Genomic DNA, 15,465 nt, shown 5'->3' on the forward strand with positions numbered 1-15,465 from the left:
TCTAGCGCTATTTGAGGAAAAATCGGAGAAAAGAGCGAACGAACGTGCTATTTATTTTGCGACGAAAGCGTGCGCGATTTCAGGTACTGCGCCAGCAGCTGTTCCATCGTCGTCGTGCGGGTATGCTGGTGCAGCGGCGTCGGCGGCGCGTAATTGGAAAAGCGCACCACCCAGTCGTTCGGCGCGGTGCCGACGTCGAGCGCATTGATGCAGCCGGCCGCCTGCGCCAGGTTGCCGAGGAACAGGCGCTGGCCCGTCAGCGCATACGACAGGATGGCCCGGTTGACGCCGCCGTGCAGCACCAGCAGCACCGTGTCCCAGTCCGGGTCGGCGCGCAGGCGTTCCAGCGCCGGGAACACGCGGTCCATCAGTTCGGCCACCGATTCGCCGCCCAGGAAGCGTTTGTGCTCCGCCACCACGCCGTCGAACGCGCCCGTGAAGGCTTCGTGCAGCGCCTCGTCGGGAATGGCGGACAGCCTGCCGCCGCGGATTTCCACCAGCTCCGGCCACTCTTCCGGCTCGATCCGCTGGCCCGTCTCGGCCAGCACGCGCCGCGCGGTCTCCACGGTGCGCGGCAGGCCGGACACGATCACGCGGTCGAAGCGCACGCCCTGGGCGGCGAAGGCCTGGCCGGCGGCGGCGGCCTGGGCGCGGCCATCCTCGTTCAGGGGCACCGATTCGGGCAGCACCGGCTTGCCGGCGGCGTCGAAGTAGGTCACGCTGCCGTGCCGCATCAGGAAGATGCGGCGGCGTTCCGATGGCGCCGCCATCAGAAGAACACCGCCGTGCGCACGATGATCGTGCCGTTGTTCGTGTAAGGCCCGGTGGCGCGCACGGCGCCGCTGTCGGCCTTGCCGTCGTCCAGCTTCGCGTCCAGCTGCTCGGAGAACGTGTCCGGCAGGTTGTCCAGCCGGATGCCGTTGCCGCCACGGTTGCCGACGACGTCGTTGAAGATGTAGACGGCGCCGCCCTGGGCGCTGGTCATGAAGTCGGTGGTGCCGTTGAACGAGCCGGTAATGAAGCCGCCCAGCGCCAGGTGCTGCGGCGCCAGCTGGTACTCGGCGATCTGGCCGTCGCCATTGCCGTTGCCGCTGGCGCCCGGCACGTGCGCGGTGGCCTGGGCGTCGTCGCCCGGCAGCGCGCGGAACTTGTCCTGGTAGGCGTTGACGGCGGCCTGCAGCGACGTGGCCTGCTGGATCACGTTCTTCACCTTGGCGTTGTCGATCAGGCTCTGGCCCTTCAGCACGCCGCCCAGCAAGAGGCCGATGATGACGAGGACGATGGCGATTTCCACCAGGGTGAAGCCGGCCTGGCGGATACCGCGGGCGCGGGCACGGTGCGGGGGCGAACTGCGGTGCATGTACGAACTCCTTTTTGCGGATAGCCACATCTTACAAGCCCGGCGCCGATCGCGCAGCAGGAACCGTGCGACGCGCCGCGGCGGCAGGGTGCCGTCCATTCAGCTCATCCAGGCGGCGGGCCAGGAAGCGCAGCTCGTTCGGGTCCGTTACCTGAGCGCCCGCCAGCAGGGCGCCGATGACGGCGCGCGCGGCTGCCGGCTCGTCCATCTCCTCCAGCACGAAGGCTTCCAGCTGGCGCGCCCAGACTGGCGCGTCCGGCGCCTGCAGGCGCAGGGCATGGGCGTACCGCCGCGCCAGCGGCAGGTCGTGCAGGCGGTGCCGGGCGATCAGCGCGGCCTGGGCCAGCCAGGGCCAGCGCCGCGCCGGATCGGCGGCGAACGCGCGCTCGACAAAGGCCAGCATGACGCGCACCCGGCCCGCATCCGGCACCGCCGCGTACACCCCGGTGGCGGCGACCAGCGGGTAACGGCCGCGCGGATCGAGCGCGAGCGCCAGTTCCAGCCACTGCGCCACGCGGCCATAGTCGAGCGCACCCAGTGGTTGGGCGGCGCCGGCCTGGGCGTCCTGGGCCTGCAGCACCAGCATCGCCAGCCGGGCCAGCGCGGCGTCCTCGCCCAGCCCGGCCAGCCGCAGCACGGCCGGTGCCGGGGCCGGGGGCAGCGCCGCCACGGCCGCCCCGCCGGCCGGCGCGCGGGCGTGCCAGGCCAGTTGCGCCGCCAGCGCGAGCGCCAGCAGCAGCGCGGCGGTGGACGAGGCGCGCCGCCGCGTCATCAGAACTCCCGGCGTTGCAGGTCGACCAGGCTGGCGGCCGCCAGCAGCGCCAGGTAGATCGCGGTCTGGCCCAGCATGGCTGCCGCATCCGCGGCGCCGCCGGTGTCGTACAGCAGCCACTCGGCGCGCGCGAACGTGTCCAGCCGGGGCAGCAGGAACGCGATACCGTCCGCCGCCGCTCGCGCGAGGCTGGTCGCGTCGTGCGCCAAGGCCTGCAGGATGCCAGCCACCCGCGCCAGCAGATAGAAACCCAGCGTGACGCACAGCGCCGGTGCCGCGTGGCCCAGCCCGAGCGCGCAGAACAGCGCAAAGGCGGCCACGATCCACAGCTCGCACAGCACGCCGAGCGCCCACAGCCCGGCCTGGGCCGGCGCGGCATGGCCGAGCGCCAGCAGGGCGGCCGGCAGCGCGACCAGCCCGGCCAGCAGCGCGAAGCCGGCCAGGCGGCCCAGCAGCCAGGCAGCGCGCCCGGCGGGCAAGGCCAGCAGCATCTCGGCCTGCTTGTCGTGGCGCTCGCGCACGACGCTGGCCACCGTGAACACGGCCACGGTCGCCGCGCCGGCGCAGCGCAGCAGCGCCGCCAGCAGGGCGGCCTGGGTGGCGCGCGTGTCGGTCAGGGCCAGCGCGCCGATGAAACCGGACAGGCCGGCACCGGCCAGCAGCAGCGCGGCCAGCAGCCAGGGCAGGCGCCCGCGCAGCGCCTCGCGTACCGTGTCGGCCGCCACCGCGCGGCCGATGCGCCATGCCGCGGCCGTCATGGCAGCCGTTGCGCAGCGATCATGCGGTTGAACAGGATGTTCGGCGACAGCCAGACGACGATATCGTCATAGCTGCCGCCCGGCGCGGCCGGGTTGTCGGCGCCGTCGCGGCTGATGAAGGCCGTGCCGGCGCTGGCGATATTGGCTTTCTCGTCGACGTTGCCGCTGCCGGCGTCCAGCGCGCGCACGCCCTGTTCGCTGAAAGCCCCGTAGCCGTTGCGGCCGGCCGAGAGGATCACGGCCGGGATGTCGTTCGGCGCGGTCGCCGCCACCAGCGCGCCGGCGCTGTCGCGCGTGGCCACGGTGATGTCGCGCGGCGTGTTCAGGCGGAACGGCGTGGCGCTGTCGGCGAAATCGGGCGTGACGCTGTAGACGAACTGGTGGCCCCAGCTGTCCAGCTTGGGCAGGCCCAGCGTGGCCCACGGCAGGAAGCCGATGCGGCGCTCGTCGGTACAACGGTCGCCCGCGCGGGCTTCCAGGCCGTTGGCGGCCGAGATGGCGGGGCAGGGCAGGTAGCCGTTGCGGATGGCGAAACCGGTCAGGGCGTCGCGCGCCTCCTCCAGTGCGCGGCGGGTGTCGGCCACGCGGCGCTGCTCCAGCTGGGTCGACAGGGGCGTGATCAGGCCGCCGATCAGCAGGCCGACGACGACCAGCACGATCGCCACCTCGACCAGGGTAAAGCCGCGCGATGTCTCGTTGCGATGATGGGTCATGTGCTCATGGCAGCGTGCGCGCCGCCGCCATCCTTTCATACAGGGTTTCCAGCGGCAGCGCCACCAGCAGGTCGTCGAACGGGCCGCCCGGCACGCCCGGGTCGGCGCTGGCGGGACGCTGGATGAAGCCCGTGGTGGCGCTGTCGTTGCCGATTTCGTCCAGGTTGCCGCGGGCCCCGTTGGCCTGCGCCAGGCCGGCCACGCTGGTGCCCAGGTTGGCGCGGCCCTGTGAGTACACCACGGCGGGCGCGCACGCCGCGGCCAGCTCGCAGCGCTCCTGGCCGATCACATAGCGCAGTTCACCATTGCCGTCGCGCGTCTGCACGCGCTTGGTCGCCACCGCCGCGATGCGCTGGATCGGCGCCGTTGTGTACAGGGGCGTGACGCTGTAGCGCAGCCGCTTGCCCCAGCTGTCGGCCCCTTCCACGCCCAGCGTGACCCACGGCAGGAAGCCGCTGCAGGCGCCTTCGTCGGCGCAGGGCTCGGGCGCCTCGCGGCCGTCGATGGCGGAGATGGCGGGGCGCGGCAGGCGGCCGTTGACGGCGGCGAAGCCGACCAGGGCGTCGCTGGCCAGCGCCAGGCGCGCCAGCGTGCGCTGTTCGCGCAGGCGTTCCACGCCGCTGCGTCCGAACGCGCCGATCAGCACGGCGGCGAAGCCGACGCTGGCGACGGCCAGCAGCAGCAACAACGCGGCGCCGCGCTGGCGCCGCGGGTCAACGCGCGCCCGCGCCACGCTGGACATCCACGATCGCGCCGCTGGCCGGGTCCCAGCTCTGGCCAGGTTTGAGCAGGACGCGCCGCCCGCCCACGTCGACCGGGACGCCGGCGGCGGGGCGGCCGTGCACGACGGCTTCCTGCACCGCGTCGTCGACCCAGATCGTGGCCTGGCCGTCGCTGCGCCGCAGCACGCCGCCGAAGCGCACGGGCGCCGGCGCGGGTGCCGGCGGTGTGGTGACCGGCGCCGCCATGCCCGGCATCGCACCGGCCGGCGCGGGCGTGGCCGTGGTGCCGGCCGGGCCGGCAGCCGTGGCGGTACCCGGCGGCGCCGCGCTGGCACGCTGCTGGTCCAGCAGGATGCGGTCGGCCGGCGTGGTAAACAGCCGCCCCATCGTGGTGAACGACATCTGCGCGGCAGCCGGCGCCGCCATGCTGGCAGCCAGGCCGATGGCGAACAGCGCGCGCATCATCGTACCCCCTGGGGGCGCAACGCGGCCGCCGGCGTCAAGGTCAGCCAGTTCAGCGTGCAGTCCGCCGTCAGGCCCGGCGCCAGCGGCGCGTTGCCGGCGCTGGCGGCGCGCCGGATCGCGCAGTCCTGCACGGTGAAGACGCCGCGCTGGCGCAGGTCGGCCAGGAAGTCGAACAGGTCCATCTCGTGCAGCAGGTCCATGTGCACCGTCATGCGGCTGCCGCGCAACTGGTAGGCGCCGGTCGGGACGGCGCCGGCCAGCTTGTACGGCTGCTGCGGTTCGATCTGGTAGGTCAGCGGCAGCAGCCGGCGCGCTTCCTGGATCTGGCGGATCGCCTCGACCCACTCCAGCCGGTTCTCGGTGCCGACGAAGCCGCGCCGGCGCAGGTCGAGGAACAGCGGCTGGTAGACGCGGATGTCCTGCTTTTCCGCCTCGACGTGGACGAAGCTCTGGCGCGCCGCGTCGCGCGTGCCCTGGGCCAGCGCCTCCTCCTGGCGGGCATGCTGCAGCTTCCAGTAGCTGGTGACGACCGCCGCCACGGTGACGACGGCCGTCACCGTGAACGTGATCGCCGCCGCACGGATCAGCGCGAAGTGGGCGATCCAGGAGGGCAGGGGCACGCGCGCGGCGGCCGGCACGGCTTTGCTCAGGGCTTCCATGTCAGGTCCAGGGTGAATTTGGCACGGTCCTCGCCGCTGTTGGCCACGCCGACGCTGCCGCTCAGCTTCACGTTGGAGCGGATGTCGAACGGCAGCTGGGCGATCTCCACCGTCATGTGCGGCATGCGCGCCAGCTGCTGGGCGAAGCCGTTCATGTTTTCCAGCACCACGCGATAATTGTCCTGGCCGGCCAGCACCTCGGCCTGCAGCCGCAGCGCCTGCGGCGGCGCTTTCGGAATGCCCAGCGCCAGCGACGAGGTGGGTGCCACCAGCGCCGGCGAGCCTGGCGCGGCACCGGGCACCGCCACCGTGGCAGCGCCTGGCACCTGGGCACGCCACTCCAGCTGCGTCAGGCGGATCTGCGGCGACTTCTCCAGCGCTTCGCTGACCATGCCCAGCATGTGCAGCGGCCATGGGCCCTGCTGCGCCACCATGCGATCGATCTGCACGGCCGCCTTCATGTTCGCCGTCCGGTCGACGGCGGGCGGCATGCTGGACATGCTGTTGCGGTAGGCGGCCTGGTAATGCGCCGTTTCCGAGCGCAGGCCGTCGGCGTTGCCGTGCGCGATGCCGTAGCCGACCAGGTTGGCCACGGTCCAGGCCAGGCAGGTCGTCGCCAGCACCGCGCTGGAGGCATACAGCGACAGGCGCAGCCGCCACATGCGGTAGAAGTCCTCCTTGCCGCCCAGCCGATAGTGGCTGTCCGGCGCGCTGCGCCCGACGATGTGCAGCAGCAGCTGGTCGGCCAGCACCGGCGGCGCGGCCATGCGCAGCGCGCGCGCCGCCGTGTCCAGCGGCTGCACGTCGTACAGCGTGGTGGGCCCATCCTGGCAGCGCGCGGCCAGCTCCGCGACGGCGGCGGCCGGCACCAGCACCGTCACGTGCAGCGGGTCGTCGCGCTCCAGCAGCCGCACGCTGGTCAGGAACTGCTGCGTCCTGCCGGTCTCCGGCGCGATCGTGTCGGCCACGTCGGTATCCGCCGTCGGCTGCACCAGGCGCGAGAACTTCAGCGCGCCGCCTTGCAGGTAGGTCTGGCGCAGGCCGCCGGACTGCAAGGTGACGAGCAGGCGGTGGTGCGGCGCCGGCGTGTCCTGGGTGCGTTCCTGGTGTGCCATGCGTTCCAGCAGCGTCGCCGACAACAGCGTGGCGGAGTAGATCCCGGCCAGCGGCGTGCGCATCAGCTCCATCGCCTCGATCCATGGCGCCAGCAGGGCCGGATTGGTCAAGGCCGTGAACAGCACCACGTCGTCGCGCCGGCCTTCCTCCAGCCGGCCCTGCACCAGCGCGGCGCGGTAGGGGGTGTCGCGGTACTGCTGGGCGAGCCGGCGCGCGCGCAGCTGCCGGCCGGCGCGGCCGCGCACGTGCGGCAGCGCGTGGCGGCTGAAGTCCTCCTCGATCAGGTCCACGATCAGCCAGGCCGGCCGCGCGCCCTGTTGTTCCAGGTAGTCGATGAACTCGTCCACGCCCGCGCGGGTGGCGGGGAACACGGCCGGGCCGGACAGCGTGCCCTGGCGCCACTGCCAGGCCTGCAGCTGCTCGCTGGTGAGGTAGAAAAGCTGTTTCGGGAACATGGTCAGATCCTGATCGCGCTGATCGTGTCGTAGATGGGACCCAGCACGGACAGCATGATCCAGCCCAGCAGCAGCCCCAGGATCACCGTCATCGCCGGCTCGATCATCGCCTGCACGCGCTCGATCTGCTCGCGCACCTCGCGGTTATAGAAGTAGGCCACGTTGCGCAGCGCGCCGTCGAGGGCGCCGGTGGCCTCGCCCACCTTCAGCATGCGCACGACCAGCGCCGGGAAGATGCCCGTGGTGGCGAAGGCGGCGGTGACGCTGTGGCCTTCCGAGATCAGCTGGGCGGCGCGGCGCAGCGCGGCCGCGACGACCCGGTTGCCGACGATGCCCTCGGACAGCCGGATGCAGTCCAGGATCGTGATGCCGGAGGCGTACATCAGCGCGAAGAACGTGGCGAAGCGGGCCAGGATGATCTTGTGCAGCACCGGGCCGACCGGCCACGCGCGCAGCTTCAGGCGGTCGAACGCGAAGGCGGCGCGCTCGCTGCGGCGCAGCCACCAGCGCGTGCCGAACCACAGCGCCACCGGCAGTGCCAGCAGCACGAACCACCAGTCGATGAAGACATTCGAGACGGCGATCAGCGCCTTCGTGTGCAGTGGCAGCTCGCGCCCCATGTTGCCGATGAAACTGGTCAGCTGCGGCACCAGGTAGATCATCAGGAAGAACGTCACGGCGGTGACGACGAGCAGCACGACGGCCGGGTAGGTGACGATCTTCTTCGTCTGCGCGGCCAGTTCGTCCTGCCATTTCAATCCGGCCGCCAGGTCGCGGAACACCTCGTTGACCTTGCCGCTTTCCTCGCCCGCCCGCACCAGGCTGGTGAAGGTGGGGTCGAACACGTCCGGGTAGCCGGCCAGCGCATCGGACAGCTGCAGGCCGCCCTCGATCTTCTCGATCAGGTCCGTGACGATTTCGCGCAAGCGCAGGTGGTCCATGCTGTCGCGCAGGTCGTTCAGCGCGTCGAGGATCGGCACGCCGGCGCTGGCCATCTGCTCCATGTGGAAGCAGAAGTTGATCAGGTCGCGCCGCGAGATCGCGCGCCGGCCGGCCGCGCCCAGCGGCAGGCGGCGCTGGCGCGTCTGGCGGAAGTCGATCAGGTCCAGGTCCATGCGCGACAGGCGCAGTTCCAGGTCAGGCACGTTCAGCGCGTCCATGTCGCCGGGCACGATCTCGCCGGTCGGGGTCATCGCGCGGTAGAGGAACTTCGGCATGTCAGGCCAGCCTGTCCGTCAGGTCGACCACGCGCGACACCTCGTCCAGCGTCGTCGCCCCTTCCAGCACGCGCCGCATGCCGTCGTCCACCAGCGAGCGGAAACCGCTGGCGCGCGCCGCGTTGCGCAGCTCGCGCACGGAGGCGCGGCGCGCCACCAGCTCGTCCAGCTCGGCGTTCATCTTCAGCAGTTCCATGATCGCCAGGCGGCCCTTGTAGCCCTGGTGCGCGCAGCGCTCGCAGCCCACGGCGCGGTAGATCGTGGCGGGCGTGCCCTCGGGCTCGAGGCCCAGCAGGCGGCGCTCCAGCGCGTCCGCCGTGAACGGCGCGCGGCAGTGCGTGCACAGGCGCCGCACCAGGCGCTGGGCGATGATGCCGATGATGTTGCCGGCCAGGACGTCCGCCACGACGCCGATGTCCAGCAGGCGCGAGATCGAGCCGACCGCGGAGTTGGTGTGCAGGGTCGAATACACCTGGTGGCCCGTCATGGCGGCGGCCAGCGCCATGTCGGCCGTTTCCTTGTCGCGGATCTCGCCGACCAGGATCACGTCCGGGTCCTGGCGCAGGATCGAGCGGATGCCGTCGGCGAAGCCCAGCTTGGACGACTCGTTGACGGAGGTCTGGCGGATCATGCTCATCGGGTATTCGACCGGGTCCTCCAGGGTCATGATGTTGACGGCCTCGGTATTGATGTGGTTCAGGATCGAATACAGGGTCGTCGTCTTGCCCGAACCGGTCGGCCCGGTGACCAGGATCAGGCCGTCCGGACGGGCGATCATCAGTTTCAACAGGTCCAGTTCGCGCTCGGCCAGACCCAGCCCGTCCAGCGGCACCAGACCCTTCTGCCGGTCCAGCACGCGCAGCACGAAGTTCTCGCCGTGCGTGGTGGGCTGCGCGCTGGCGCGAAAATCGATCTGGCGGCCGGAGAACTTGATCGAGATGCGGCCGTCCTGCGGCGCGCGCGTCTCGGCGATGTTCATGTTGCTGATCACCTTCAGCCGCACGGCCATCGCCGGCCAGTAGGATTTGTGCAGGCTGCGGATCTGGCGCAGGATGCCGTCGATGCGGTAGCGGATGCGCAGGAAGCTGTGCTCCGGCTCGAAGTGGATGTCGGAGGCGCCGTTCTGCACGGCGTCGGCCAGCAGCGCGTCGATCAGCCGCACCATCGGGTGGCTGTATGCGTCCGACGTGCCCTGGTACGATACCTCGCCCGTCTCGATCTCGTGCAGGATGCCGTCGATCGACAGCTCGAAGCCGTAATACTGGTCGATCGCCCGGTGGATGTCGGATTCGTTGACGAGCAGCGGCGTGATCGTGATGCCCTTGACCAGCATCGCGTGGATCTGGTCCAGCGCCACGATATTGCTGGTGTTCGACATCGCCAGCACGAGATTGTCGGTATCGCGTTCGTAGACGATCGGGAACACGCTGTAGCGCGCCGCGACGTCCTTCGGGATCAGCTTCAGCGCGACCGCGTCCACCACCAGCGCGTTCAGGTCGGCCGACTGGGTGTTGAGGTTTTCCGACAGCGCCTCGCGCACCGTGGCCTCGGTGACGAAGCCGAGCGTGATCAGCAGCCGCCCCAGCGGCTCGCCGCCGCGCTTCTGTTCGATCAGCGCGATGCGCAGCTGGTCTTCGCTGATGACGCCTTTTTCGATCAGCAGCTTGCCGAGCGGGAGTTTGACCTGTTCTGCCACGGCTTAGTCCATGCCTTTACGCCATGCCACGTCAGTTCCCCGCCGGCCGGGCCGGGGCCGATGGCGCCGCCGGCTGGAGCGGAGCGCTGGCGGTGGCCAGTTCGCGCAGGCGGCGCTGCACGGCGGTGCGCTCGAAGCCGGCCGGGCCGGGCAGCGCCAGGGCGCGCTCGTAATAGCCGGCGGCCAGCTTGCCCTGGTTCAGGCGGTCCAGGCCCACGGCCAGGTTGAAGGCGTAGTCGGCATTGTCCGGCGCGGCAGTGAAGGCGCGGAAATAGGCCTGCTGTGCCTCCGGCCAGCGGCCCTGGCGTGCGTACAGGTTACCCAACGCGAACAGCACGGGTCCGGCGTCGGGCCGGCCCTTGAGGATGTCGCGCAGCTTTGCCTCGCTGCGTGCCGTGTCGCCCGGGCGCAGCGCCACCAGCGCGGTCAGCGCGTCCGGGTCGTGCGGGTCGAGCTCGAGCAGGCGGGCGTAGATGGCGGCCGCCTGGGCGGCGCGGTTGTCGCGCTGGGCAACGGCGGCGCTGCCCAGCAGGGCATCGCGGTTGTTCGGGTCCTGGCGCAAGGCCGCCTCGTACTGCTGGCGCGCACCGGCGAGGTCGCCCGCCACGAACGACGCGTAGGCCGCCTGCACCGCCGGCGCGATGGCCGGGCCGTTGCCGCGGGCGATGCGCACGTCCGCGCCGGCCCCGTTCGCGGGCACATACGCGGGCGCGCCCGCGGCCGCGTAGGCCGGCGTGGCGGGTGCGGCCGGGGCAGCGGGCGCGGGGGCACCCGCCAGCGTGGCCTCGACCGTCTGGTCGCGCTCGGCCTGCTGCACCCGCTCGGCCAGGTCCTGCTGGGCGGCCTGGCGGATGGCCGGGTCGTCGCTGACGGTCGGTCCGCTCAGCACCCGTGGCCGCGAGACGCGGCGCTCGGCCGGGACGGGCGCCGCGGCGGCGACGGCCGCAGGGGCGGGCACGGCGGCAGGCGCCGCGGCAGCGGCCGACACCGGCGCGACAGCCGTGGCAGGGATGGCGCCCGGCGCGGCGGACGGCGGCGTGAGCGCTGCCAGCGCCGGATCGGGTGTCGTGGCGGGGACCGCGGCGGACCCGGCGCCCGCCGGCTCGGCCGGCGCCACGACGATGCCGGTCGCGCCGGTGGCGCTGGGCGGCGGCATCGGCACCATCGGCAGCGCGGCGCCAGGCCCGGGGGCGGACGTGGCACGCCAGTAGATATAGCCGAACGTGCCGAGCAGCACCAGCAGGATGCCGGACAGGCCGGCCACGCGCACGCGTGCCATGTCCAGGCCCGGCCGGGTGGTCGCTGCCGCGGCGCGGGCCCGGGCGGCGGCGCGGGCGGCACCGGCGTCGGGCCGGGGCGGTTGCGCCGTCTCGCCGGCGCGGCCGCGCTGCGCGGCGGCACGGGCCTTGGCCGGTTCATGGCGGGCCTGCGGCGGCACCGGATCGTGCACGGCCTCGGCGGCCGGCTGCAGGGGGATGGACGGCTCGGCGGCGGGCCGCGGCGGCGCCGGGCGGGCCGGGGCGGCCGCGGCCGGGGGCGCCACCGCGGCGGCCGGCTCGGGCGCCGCGTCGAGCGGCTCCAGGCTCAGTTCCAGCCCGCCGGCGGCCGGCGCCGGCGCGGGCACCTCGGCATCGGCGGCGGGACGCGCCGCCGGCGCATCCGTCAGCGGCTCCAGGCCCCAGTCGCCGGTGCCGCCCACGTCCTCCTCGGGCAGGCCGTTCTGGCGCGCCCGTTCCGCTTTCTTCAGCGCCTGCATCAGGAGGCTCATGGCTGGCCTTTCGCCGGCGTGCCGGCACTGCCGTACGGTTGTTCGTTCAGCGGCGCCTTGCCAGGCAACAGGTAGCGCAGCTCCTTGTAGTCGCCTTCCATGCTGGCGTCCTTGACGACGACGGCGCGCAGGAAGATCACCAGCTCGGTCTTGGCCGCGCCTTCGTTCCGGTAGGCGAACAGGTTGCCCAGCACGGGAATGCGCGACACCAGCGGCACGCCGTCCTTCTTGTTGTCCACGCTGTCCTGCATCAGGCCGCCCATGACGGCGGTCTGGCCGCTGTACACCTTCATCACCGATTCCACCTCGCGCGCCTGGATCACCGGCACGCGGCTCACCACGTTCTGGCGCGCCAGCTCCGGGTTCGGATCGTCCACGTAGCTGACGATGCGGGTGATGGTGGGGCGCACGTTGATCGTCACCTCGTCGTCCTCCGAGATCTGCGGCGTCACGCTCATCACGAAGCCGACCGGCACCGTCTCCACGCGCGATTCGTAGGTAGCCTGGGCGGCGATGCCGCCCGAGGAATTCTGTACGGCCGGCGTCACCTTCAGGGTGAAGAAGACGTTGTTGTCGACCACCTTCAGCAGCGCGGTCTGGTTGTTCAGCACGCTGATCTTCGGGCTCGACAGCACCTGCACCTTGCCGAACGATTCGAGCATCTGCACGGCCAGCTTGACATTGCCCAGGCCCGACAGGGGATTGGCGTAGTTGAAGGTGAACACGCCGGTCCCGTTGGTGGCGTCGCTCGGCAGCGGCGCCGCGGTGGAGTTCAGCGTGCCCTGGCCCACGGTGGAAAAATTGTTGCCGGAGATGCGCGACCAGTTGATGCCCTGCTGGTACTGGTCCGACAGCTTCACCTCCAGGATCGTCGCCTCGATCATCACCTGGCGCTTCGAGGCCGACTGCACGATGTCGAGGAACTCGCGCACCTTCTCGTGCTGGCGGCTGGTGGCGCGCACGGCCACCAGGCCGCTTTCGGCGTTGACGATGACGGAGGGCGCGTTGCGCTGGGCCGCCCGGGCCTGGGCCGTCTGGGCCGCCGTGGCCTGGGCGCCCGGGTAGCTGGCATCGGCCGGCTGGGTGGCGCCGGCTGCCTGGCCGGCCGGCGTGAAGGCCGGCTGGTAGCCGCCCGGTTGGCCCGGCTGCACGGGCTGGCCCGGCTGCGGGTAGGTGCCCGGCTGCGCCGGCTGGGCCGCCGTGCCGGTCTGCTCGCGCAGCGCCGCCAGCGGATCGGCCAGCGGGTCGTTCAGGTTGGTCGGCCGCAGCATGTCGCGGATGTTCTTTTCCAGGCTGTACCAGAAGTTGTTGTCGGCCCGGTTCGACACCGCCGTCGTCGAATTGTTGTTGGCGCTGCCGGAGAGGCTGCCGCCGGCGTTCGGCAGCGCGCCCTGGCCCGTATTCGAGCCGGTCGTGCTGATGCCGCCCGCGCTGGAACCGCCCGTGGTGGAGATCTGGGTGGCGATGTTGACGCTGCTGCTGGTCGTGCGCGCGATGTTGACGTAGTCGATGCGGTAGTTGCGCCAGTGCGGCTGGTCGGGCAGCACCAGCAGGGTGCCGCCCTGGATCTCGTAGCGCATGTCGACCTGGCGCGAAATGCGGTCCAGCAACTGCGGCAGGGTCTGGTCCAGCGCGTTCAGGGTGACGCTGCCTTCGATGGACGGGTGGATGTCCACGTTCAGGCCGGCGTCGCGGGCCAGCGCGAACAGCACCGATTCCACCGGCACCTTGTGCACCGTGACGCTGTAGGTCTCGACCCGCGGCGTGGGGCGGGGCGGCGGCAGCGCCGGGCTTTGCTGGACGGGTTCCGGAATGGCGCCCGCCGCCCGCGGCGGCTCCGTGACGTGGGCCGGCGAGATCGGCAGCTGCGGTGCGCCGCATGCCCCCAGGAGTGAGCAGAGCAGTGTTGCCGCGACTTTTTTCATTGGATGCCGACAGTTGTTTTTGCTGGGTTAGCAAGGATCATCGTATAAATCCGGTCAAACTTCAATTGTGTGCGCGGCGCGGGCGTGTCCGCCCATGCGGATGCGGCCCACACGGACAGCGCCGCCAGCGCGCAGGCGCCCAGCCCCAGCGCCAGCCAGGCGCGCGGCCCCGCCATGGCGCGGGCGGTGGTGAACGGCGCCTCGGCGATCGCCTGGCGCGCGTGCCTGGCCGTCACCGCCACGGCATCGTCGGCAAAGGCGGCCATCAATGCCTTGTCGGCCAGGATATTGATGCGCCGGACGATGCCGCCGGACGTGCGCGCGATCAGGCGCACTGCCGCCGGGCTGAACAGTGGACCGCCGGTGTAGCCGGCCGCGCGCAGGCGGAACTGCAGGAAGGCCGGTACCAGCCGGGGCGGCAGCGGCGGCACGAAGAAGCTGTGCGTGATGCGCTCGGCCAGCTGGCGCATGCGCGGCAGCGCCAGGTGCTCGTCCAGTTCCGGCTGACCGAACAGCACGATCTGCAGCAGTTTCTCGCGCGCCGTCTCCAGGTTGGTCAGCAGGCGCACCGCCTCCAGCGTCTCGAGCGGCATCGCCTGCGCCTCCTCCACCAGCAACACCACCTGGCGGCCCTGCGCGTGGCGCGTGATCAGCTCGCCGTTCAGGCGGCGCAGCACCTCGTCCGGTCGCCAGTCGCGCGCGTCCAGGCCCAGCTCGGCGGCAATGGCGTACAGCACGTCGTCCGGACCCAGGCTGGGGTTGACCAGGTAGATGGCGTCGATATGCGCCGGCAACTGGTGTTCCAGCATGCGGCACAGCATGGTCTTGCCGCTGCCCACTTCGCCCGTCACCTTGACGATGCCTTCGCCATGGGTCACGGCGTACAGCAGCGCGGCCAGCATGTCGCCGCGCTCGTGGCCGCCGTAGAAGAACGCGGGATTCGGCGTGATCGAGAACGGCGCCTGGGCCAGGCCGAAATGCTGCAGGTACAGCGCGCTCATGCCGCACCCGGCGCCGCGATGGCGGCAAGAAACGCCTGCTCCAGGCCGTCGCTGCCGTAATGACGGCGGCACTCGGCGGGGCTGCCGTCGAAGCGGATGGCGCCGTCGTGCAGGATGGCCATGCGGTCGCACATCTCGTCCAGGTCGGCCAGCGCGTGCGACGTCATCAGTACCGCCGTGCCACGCTCACGGCGCCGCCGCAACGCCTGGCGGAACAGCGCGCGCGCCTGCGGGTCCAGGCCGCTGGCGGGCTCGTCGAGCAGGTACAGCTGCTTGTCCAGCAGCAGGATGGCGGCCAGCCCCAGCTTCTGCGTCATGCCTTTCGAATAGCGCCGCACGCTCATGGCCAGCGCCTCCGGCGCCAGCTGCAGCGCCGCCAACATGGCCGCGCACGCGGACTCGTCGTGCGGCTGGCCGTGCAGCGCCAGTGTATAACGGAGGAATTCGCCACCGGTCATATAGGACGGCGGCAGGAAGCGTTCCGGCAGGTAGGCCAGCGGCGCGCGCGCGGCCGGCTGACGGTGGTCGACGCCGAACACGGCGATGCTGCCCGCCTGCGGCGTGACGAAATCGAGGATGCACTTGAGCAGGGTGGTCTTGCCGGCCCCGTTGACGCCCGCCAGCCCGACGCATTCGCCCGGCGCGACGGCCAGCGACACGCCGTCCAGCACCGGCCGGGCGGGCCGGGGCTGGCGGAAGGGCGCGGGGCGGCGCAGCGCGACGTGGGCGTGTCGCACGACGGCTTGGATGCGCAAAGCGGGTGCGGGCATGTCGGACGATCAAATATTGGCAGTCCGCCACTGTAGCAAAGATCAGACGGTGTGCGCTAGGGCACCGT

At 71.6% G+C, this 15,465-nt stretch carries 15 protein-coding genes; all 15 read right to left on the reverse strand.

Annotated elements, in window-relative coordinates; genetic code table 11:
* Window positions 1–47: 47 nt before the first annotated feature.
* Genes E7V67_011855 through E7V67_011925 form a run of 15 tightly spaced genes read right to left on the reverse strand, consistent with a single transcriptional unit; the run spans window position 48 to window position 15,397 of the window.
* A complete protein-coding gene (locus E7V67_011855) occupies window positions 48–770 on the reverse strand; it encodes a histidine phosphatase family protein (GenBank protein WUR15761.1) in 723 nt (240 codons plus the stop codon).
* Window positions 770–1,360: a prepilin-type N-terminal cleavage/methylation domain-containing protein gene (locus E7V67_011860; GenBank protein ID WUR15762.1), complete on the reverse strand. Its 591-nt coding sequence runs from the start codon at window positions 1,358–1,360 to the stop codon at window positions 770–772. The genes E7V67_011855 and E7V67_011860 overlap by 1 nt, the downstream gene beginning before the upstream one ends.
* A gap of 31 nt (window positions 1,361–1,391) precedes the next feature.
* Window positions 1,392–2,132, reverse strand: a complete 741-nt coding sequence (locus E7V67_011865) for a hypothetical protein (GenBank protein WUR15763.1) — start codon at window positions 2,130–2,132, stop codon at window positions 1,392–1,394.
* The gene (locus tag E7V67_011870) at window positions 2,132–2,890 is read right to left on the reverse strand and encodes an ABC transporter permease (GenBank protein WUR15764.1); all 759 of its coding nucleotides are present in this window, start codon (window positions 2,888–2,890) and stop codon (window positions 2,132–2,134) included. Before E7V67_011870 ends, E7V67_011865 begins: the two co-directional genes overlap by 1 nt.
* A complete protein-coding gene (locus tag E7V67_011875; GenBank protein WUR15765.1) occupies window positions 2,887–3,603 on the reverse strand; it encodes a prepilin-type N-terminal cleavage/methylation domain-containing protein in 717 nt (238 codons plus the stop codon). Before E7V67_011875 ends, E7V67_011870 begins: the two co-directional genes overlap by 4 nt.
* A gap of 4 nt (window positions 3,604–3,607) precedes the next feature.
* Complete coding sequence (locus tag E7V67_011880) at window positions 3,608–4,345, reverse strand: hypothetical protein (protein ID WUR15766.1); 738 nt, start codon at window positions 4,343–4,345, stop codon at window positions 3,608–3,610.
* The gene (locus E7V67_011885; protein ID WUR15767.1) at window positions 4,317–4,790 is read right to left on the reverse strand and encodes a hypothetical protein; all 474 of its coding nucleotides are present in this window, start codon (window positions 4,788–4,790) and stop codon (window positions 4,317–4,319) included. The genes E7V67_011880 and E7V67_011885 overlap by 29 nt, the downstream gene beginning before the upstream one ends.
* On the reverse strand, window positions 4,787–5,449 hold the full coding sequence (locus E7V67_011890) for a hypothetical protein (protein WUR15768.1): 663 nt from the start codon (window positions 5,447–5,449) through the stop codon (window positions 4,787–4,789). The genes E7V67_011885 and E7V67_011890 overlap by 4 nt, the downstream gene beginning before the upstream one ends.
* A complete protein-coding gene (locus E7V67_011895) occupies window positions 5,437–7,020 on the reverse strand; it encodes a hypothetical protein (protein WUR15769.1) in 1,584 nt (527 codons plus the stop codon). The genes E7V67_011890 and E7V67_011895 overlap by 13 nt, the downstream gene beginning before the upstream one ends.
* A 2-nt stretch (window positions 7,021–7,022) precedes the next feature.
* The gene (locus tag E7V67_011900; protein WUR15770.1) at window positions 7,023–8,237 is read right to left on the reverse strand and encodes a type II secretion system F family protein; all 1,215 of its coding nucleotides are present in this window, start codon (window positions 8,235–8,237) and stop codon (window positions 7,023–7,025) included.
* 1 nt (window position 8,238) lies between these two features.
* The gene (locus E7V67_011905; GenBank protein WUR15771.1) at window positions 8,239–9,933 is read right to left on the reverse strand and encodes an ATPase, T2SS/T4P/T4SS family; all 1,695 of its coding nucleotides are present in this window, start codon (window positions 9,931–9,933) and stop codon (window positions 8,239–8,241) included.
* A gap of 31 nt (window positions 9,934–9,964) precedes the next feature.
* Window positions 9,965–11,701, reverse strand: a complete 1,737-nt coding sequence (locus E7V67_011910; GenBank protein WUR15772.1) for a tetratricopeptide repeat protein — start codon at window positions 11,699–11,701, stop codon at window positions 9,965–9,967.
* Complete coding sequence (gene mshL / locus E7V67_011915) at window positions 11,698–13,626, reverse strand: pilus (MSHA type) biogenesis protein MshL (GenBank protein ID WUR15773.1); 1,929 nt, start codon at window positions 13,624–13,626, stop codon at window positions 11,698–11,700. The genes E7V67_011910 and mshL overlap by 4 nt, the downstream gene beginning before the upstream one ends.
* Entirely contained in the window at window positions 13,623–14,627 is a 1,005-nt protein-coding gene (locus tag E7V67_011920) for an AAA family ATPase (GenBank protein ID WUR15774.1), read from the reverse strand. The genes mshL and E7V67_011920 overlap by 4 nt, the downstream gene beginning before the upstream one ends.
* On the reverse strand, window positions 14,624–15,397 hold the full coding sequence (locus E7V67_011925) for an ABC transporter ATP-binding protein (GenBank protein ID WUR15775.1): 774 nt from the start codon (window positions 15,395–15,397) through the stop codon (window positions 14,624–14,626). Before E7V67_011925 ends, E7V67_011920 begins: the two co-directional genes overlap by 4 nt.
* Between the last annotated feature and the right edge of the window lie 68 nt (window positions 15,398–15,465).

The sequence above is a fragment of the [Empedobacter] haloabium genome (assembly GCA_008011715.2).
Classification (GTDB): Bacteria; Pseudomonadota; Gammaproteobacteria; order Burkholderiales; family Burkholderiaceae_D; genus Rugamonas; species Rugamonas haloabia.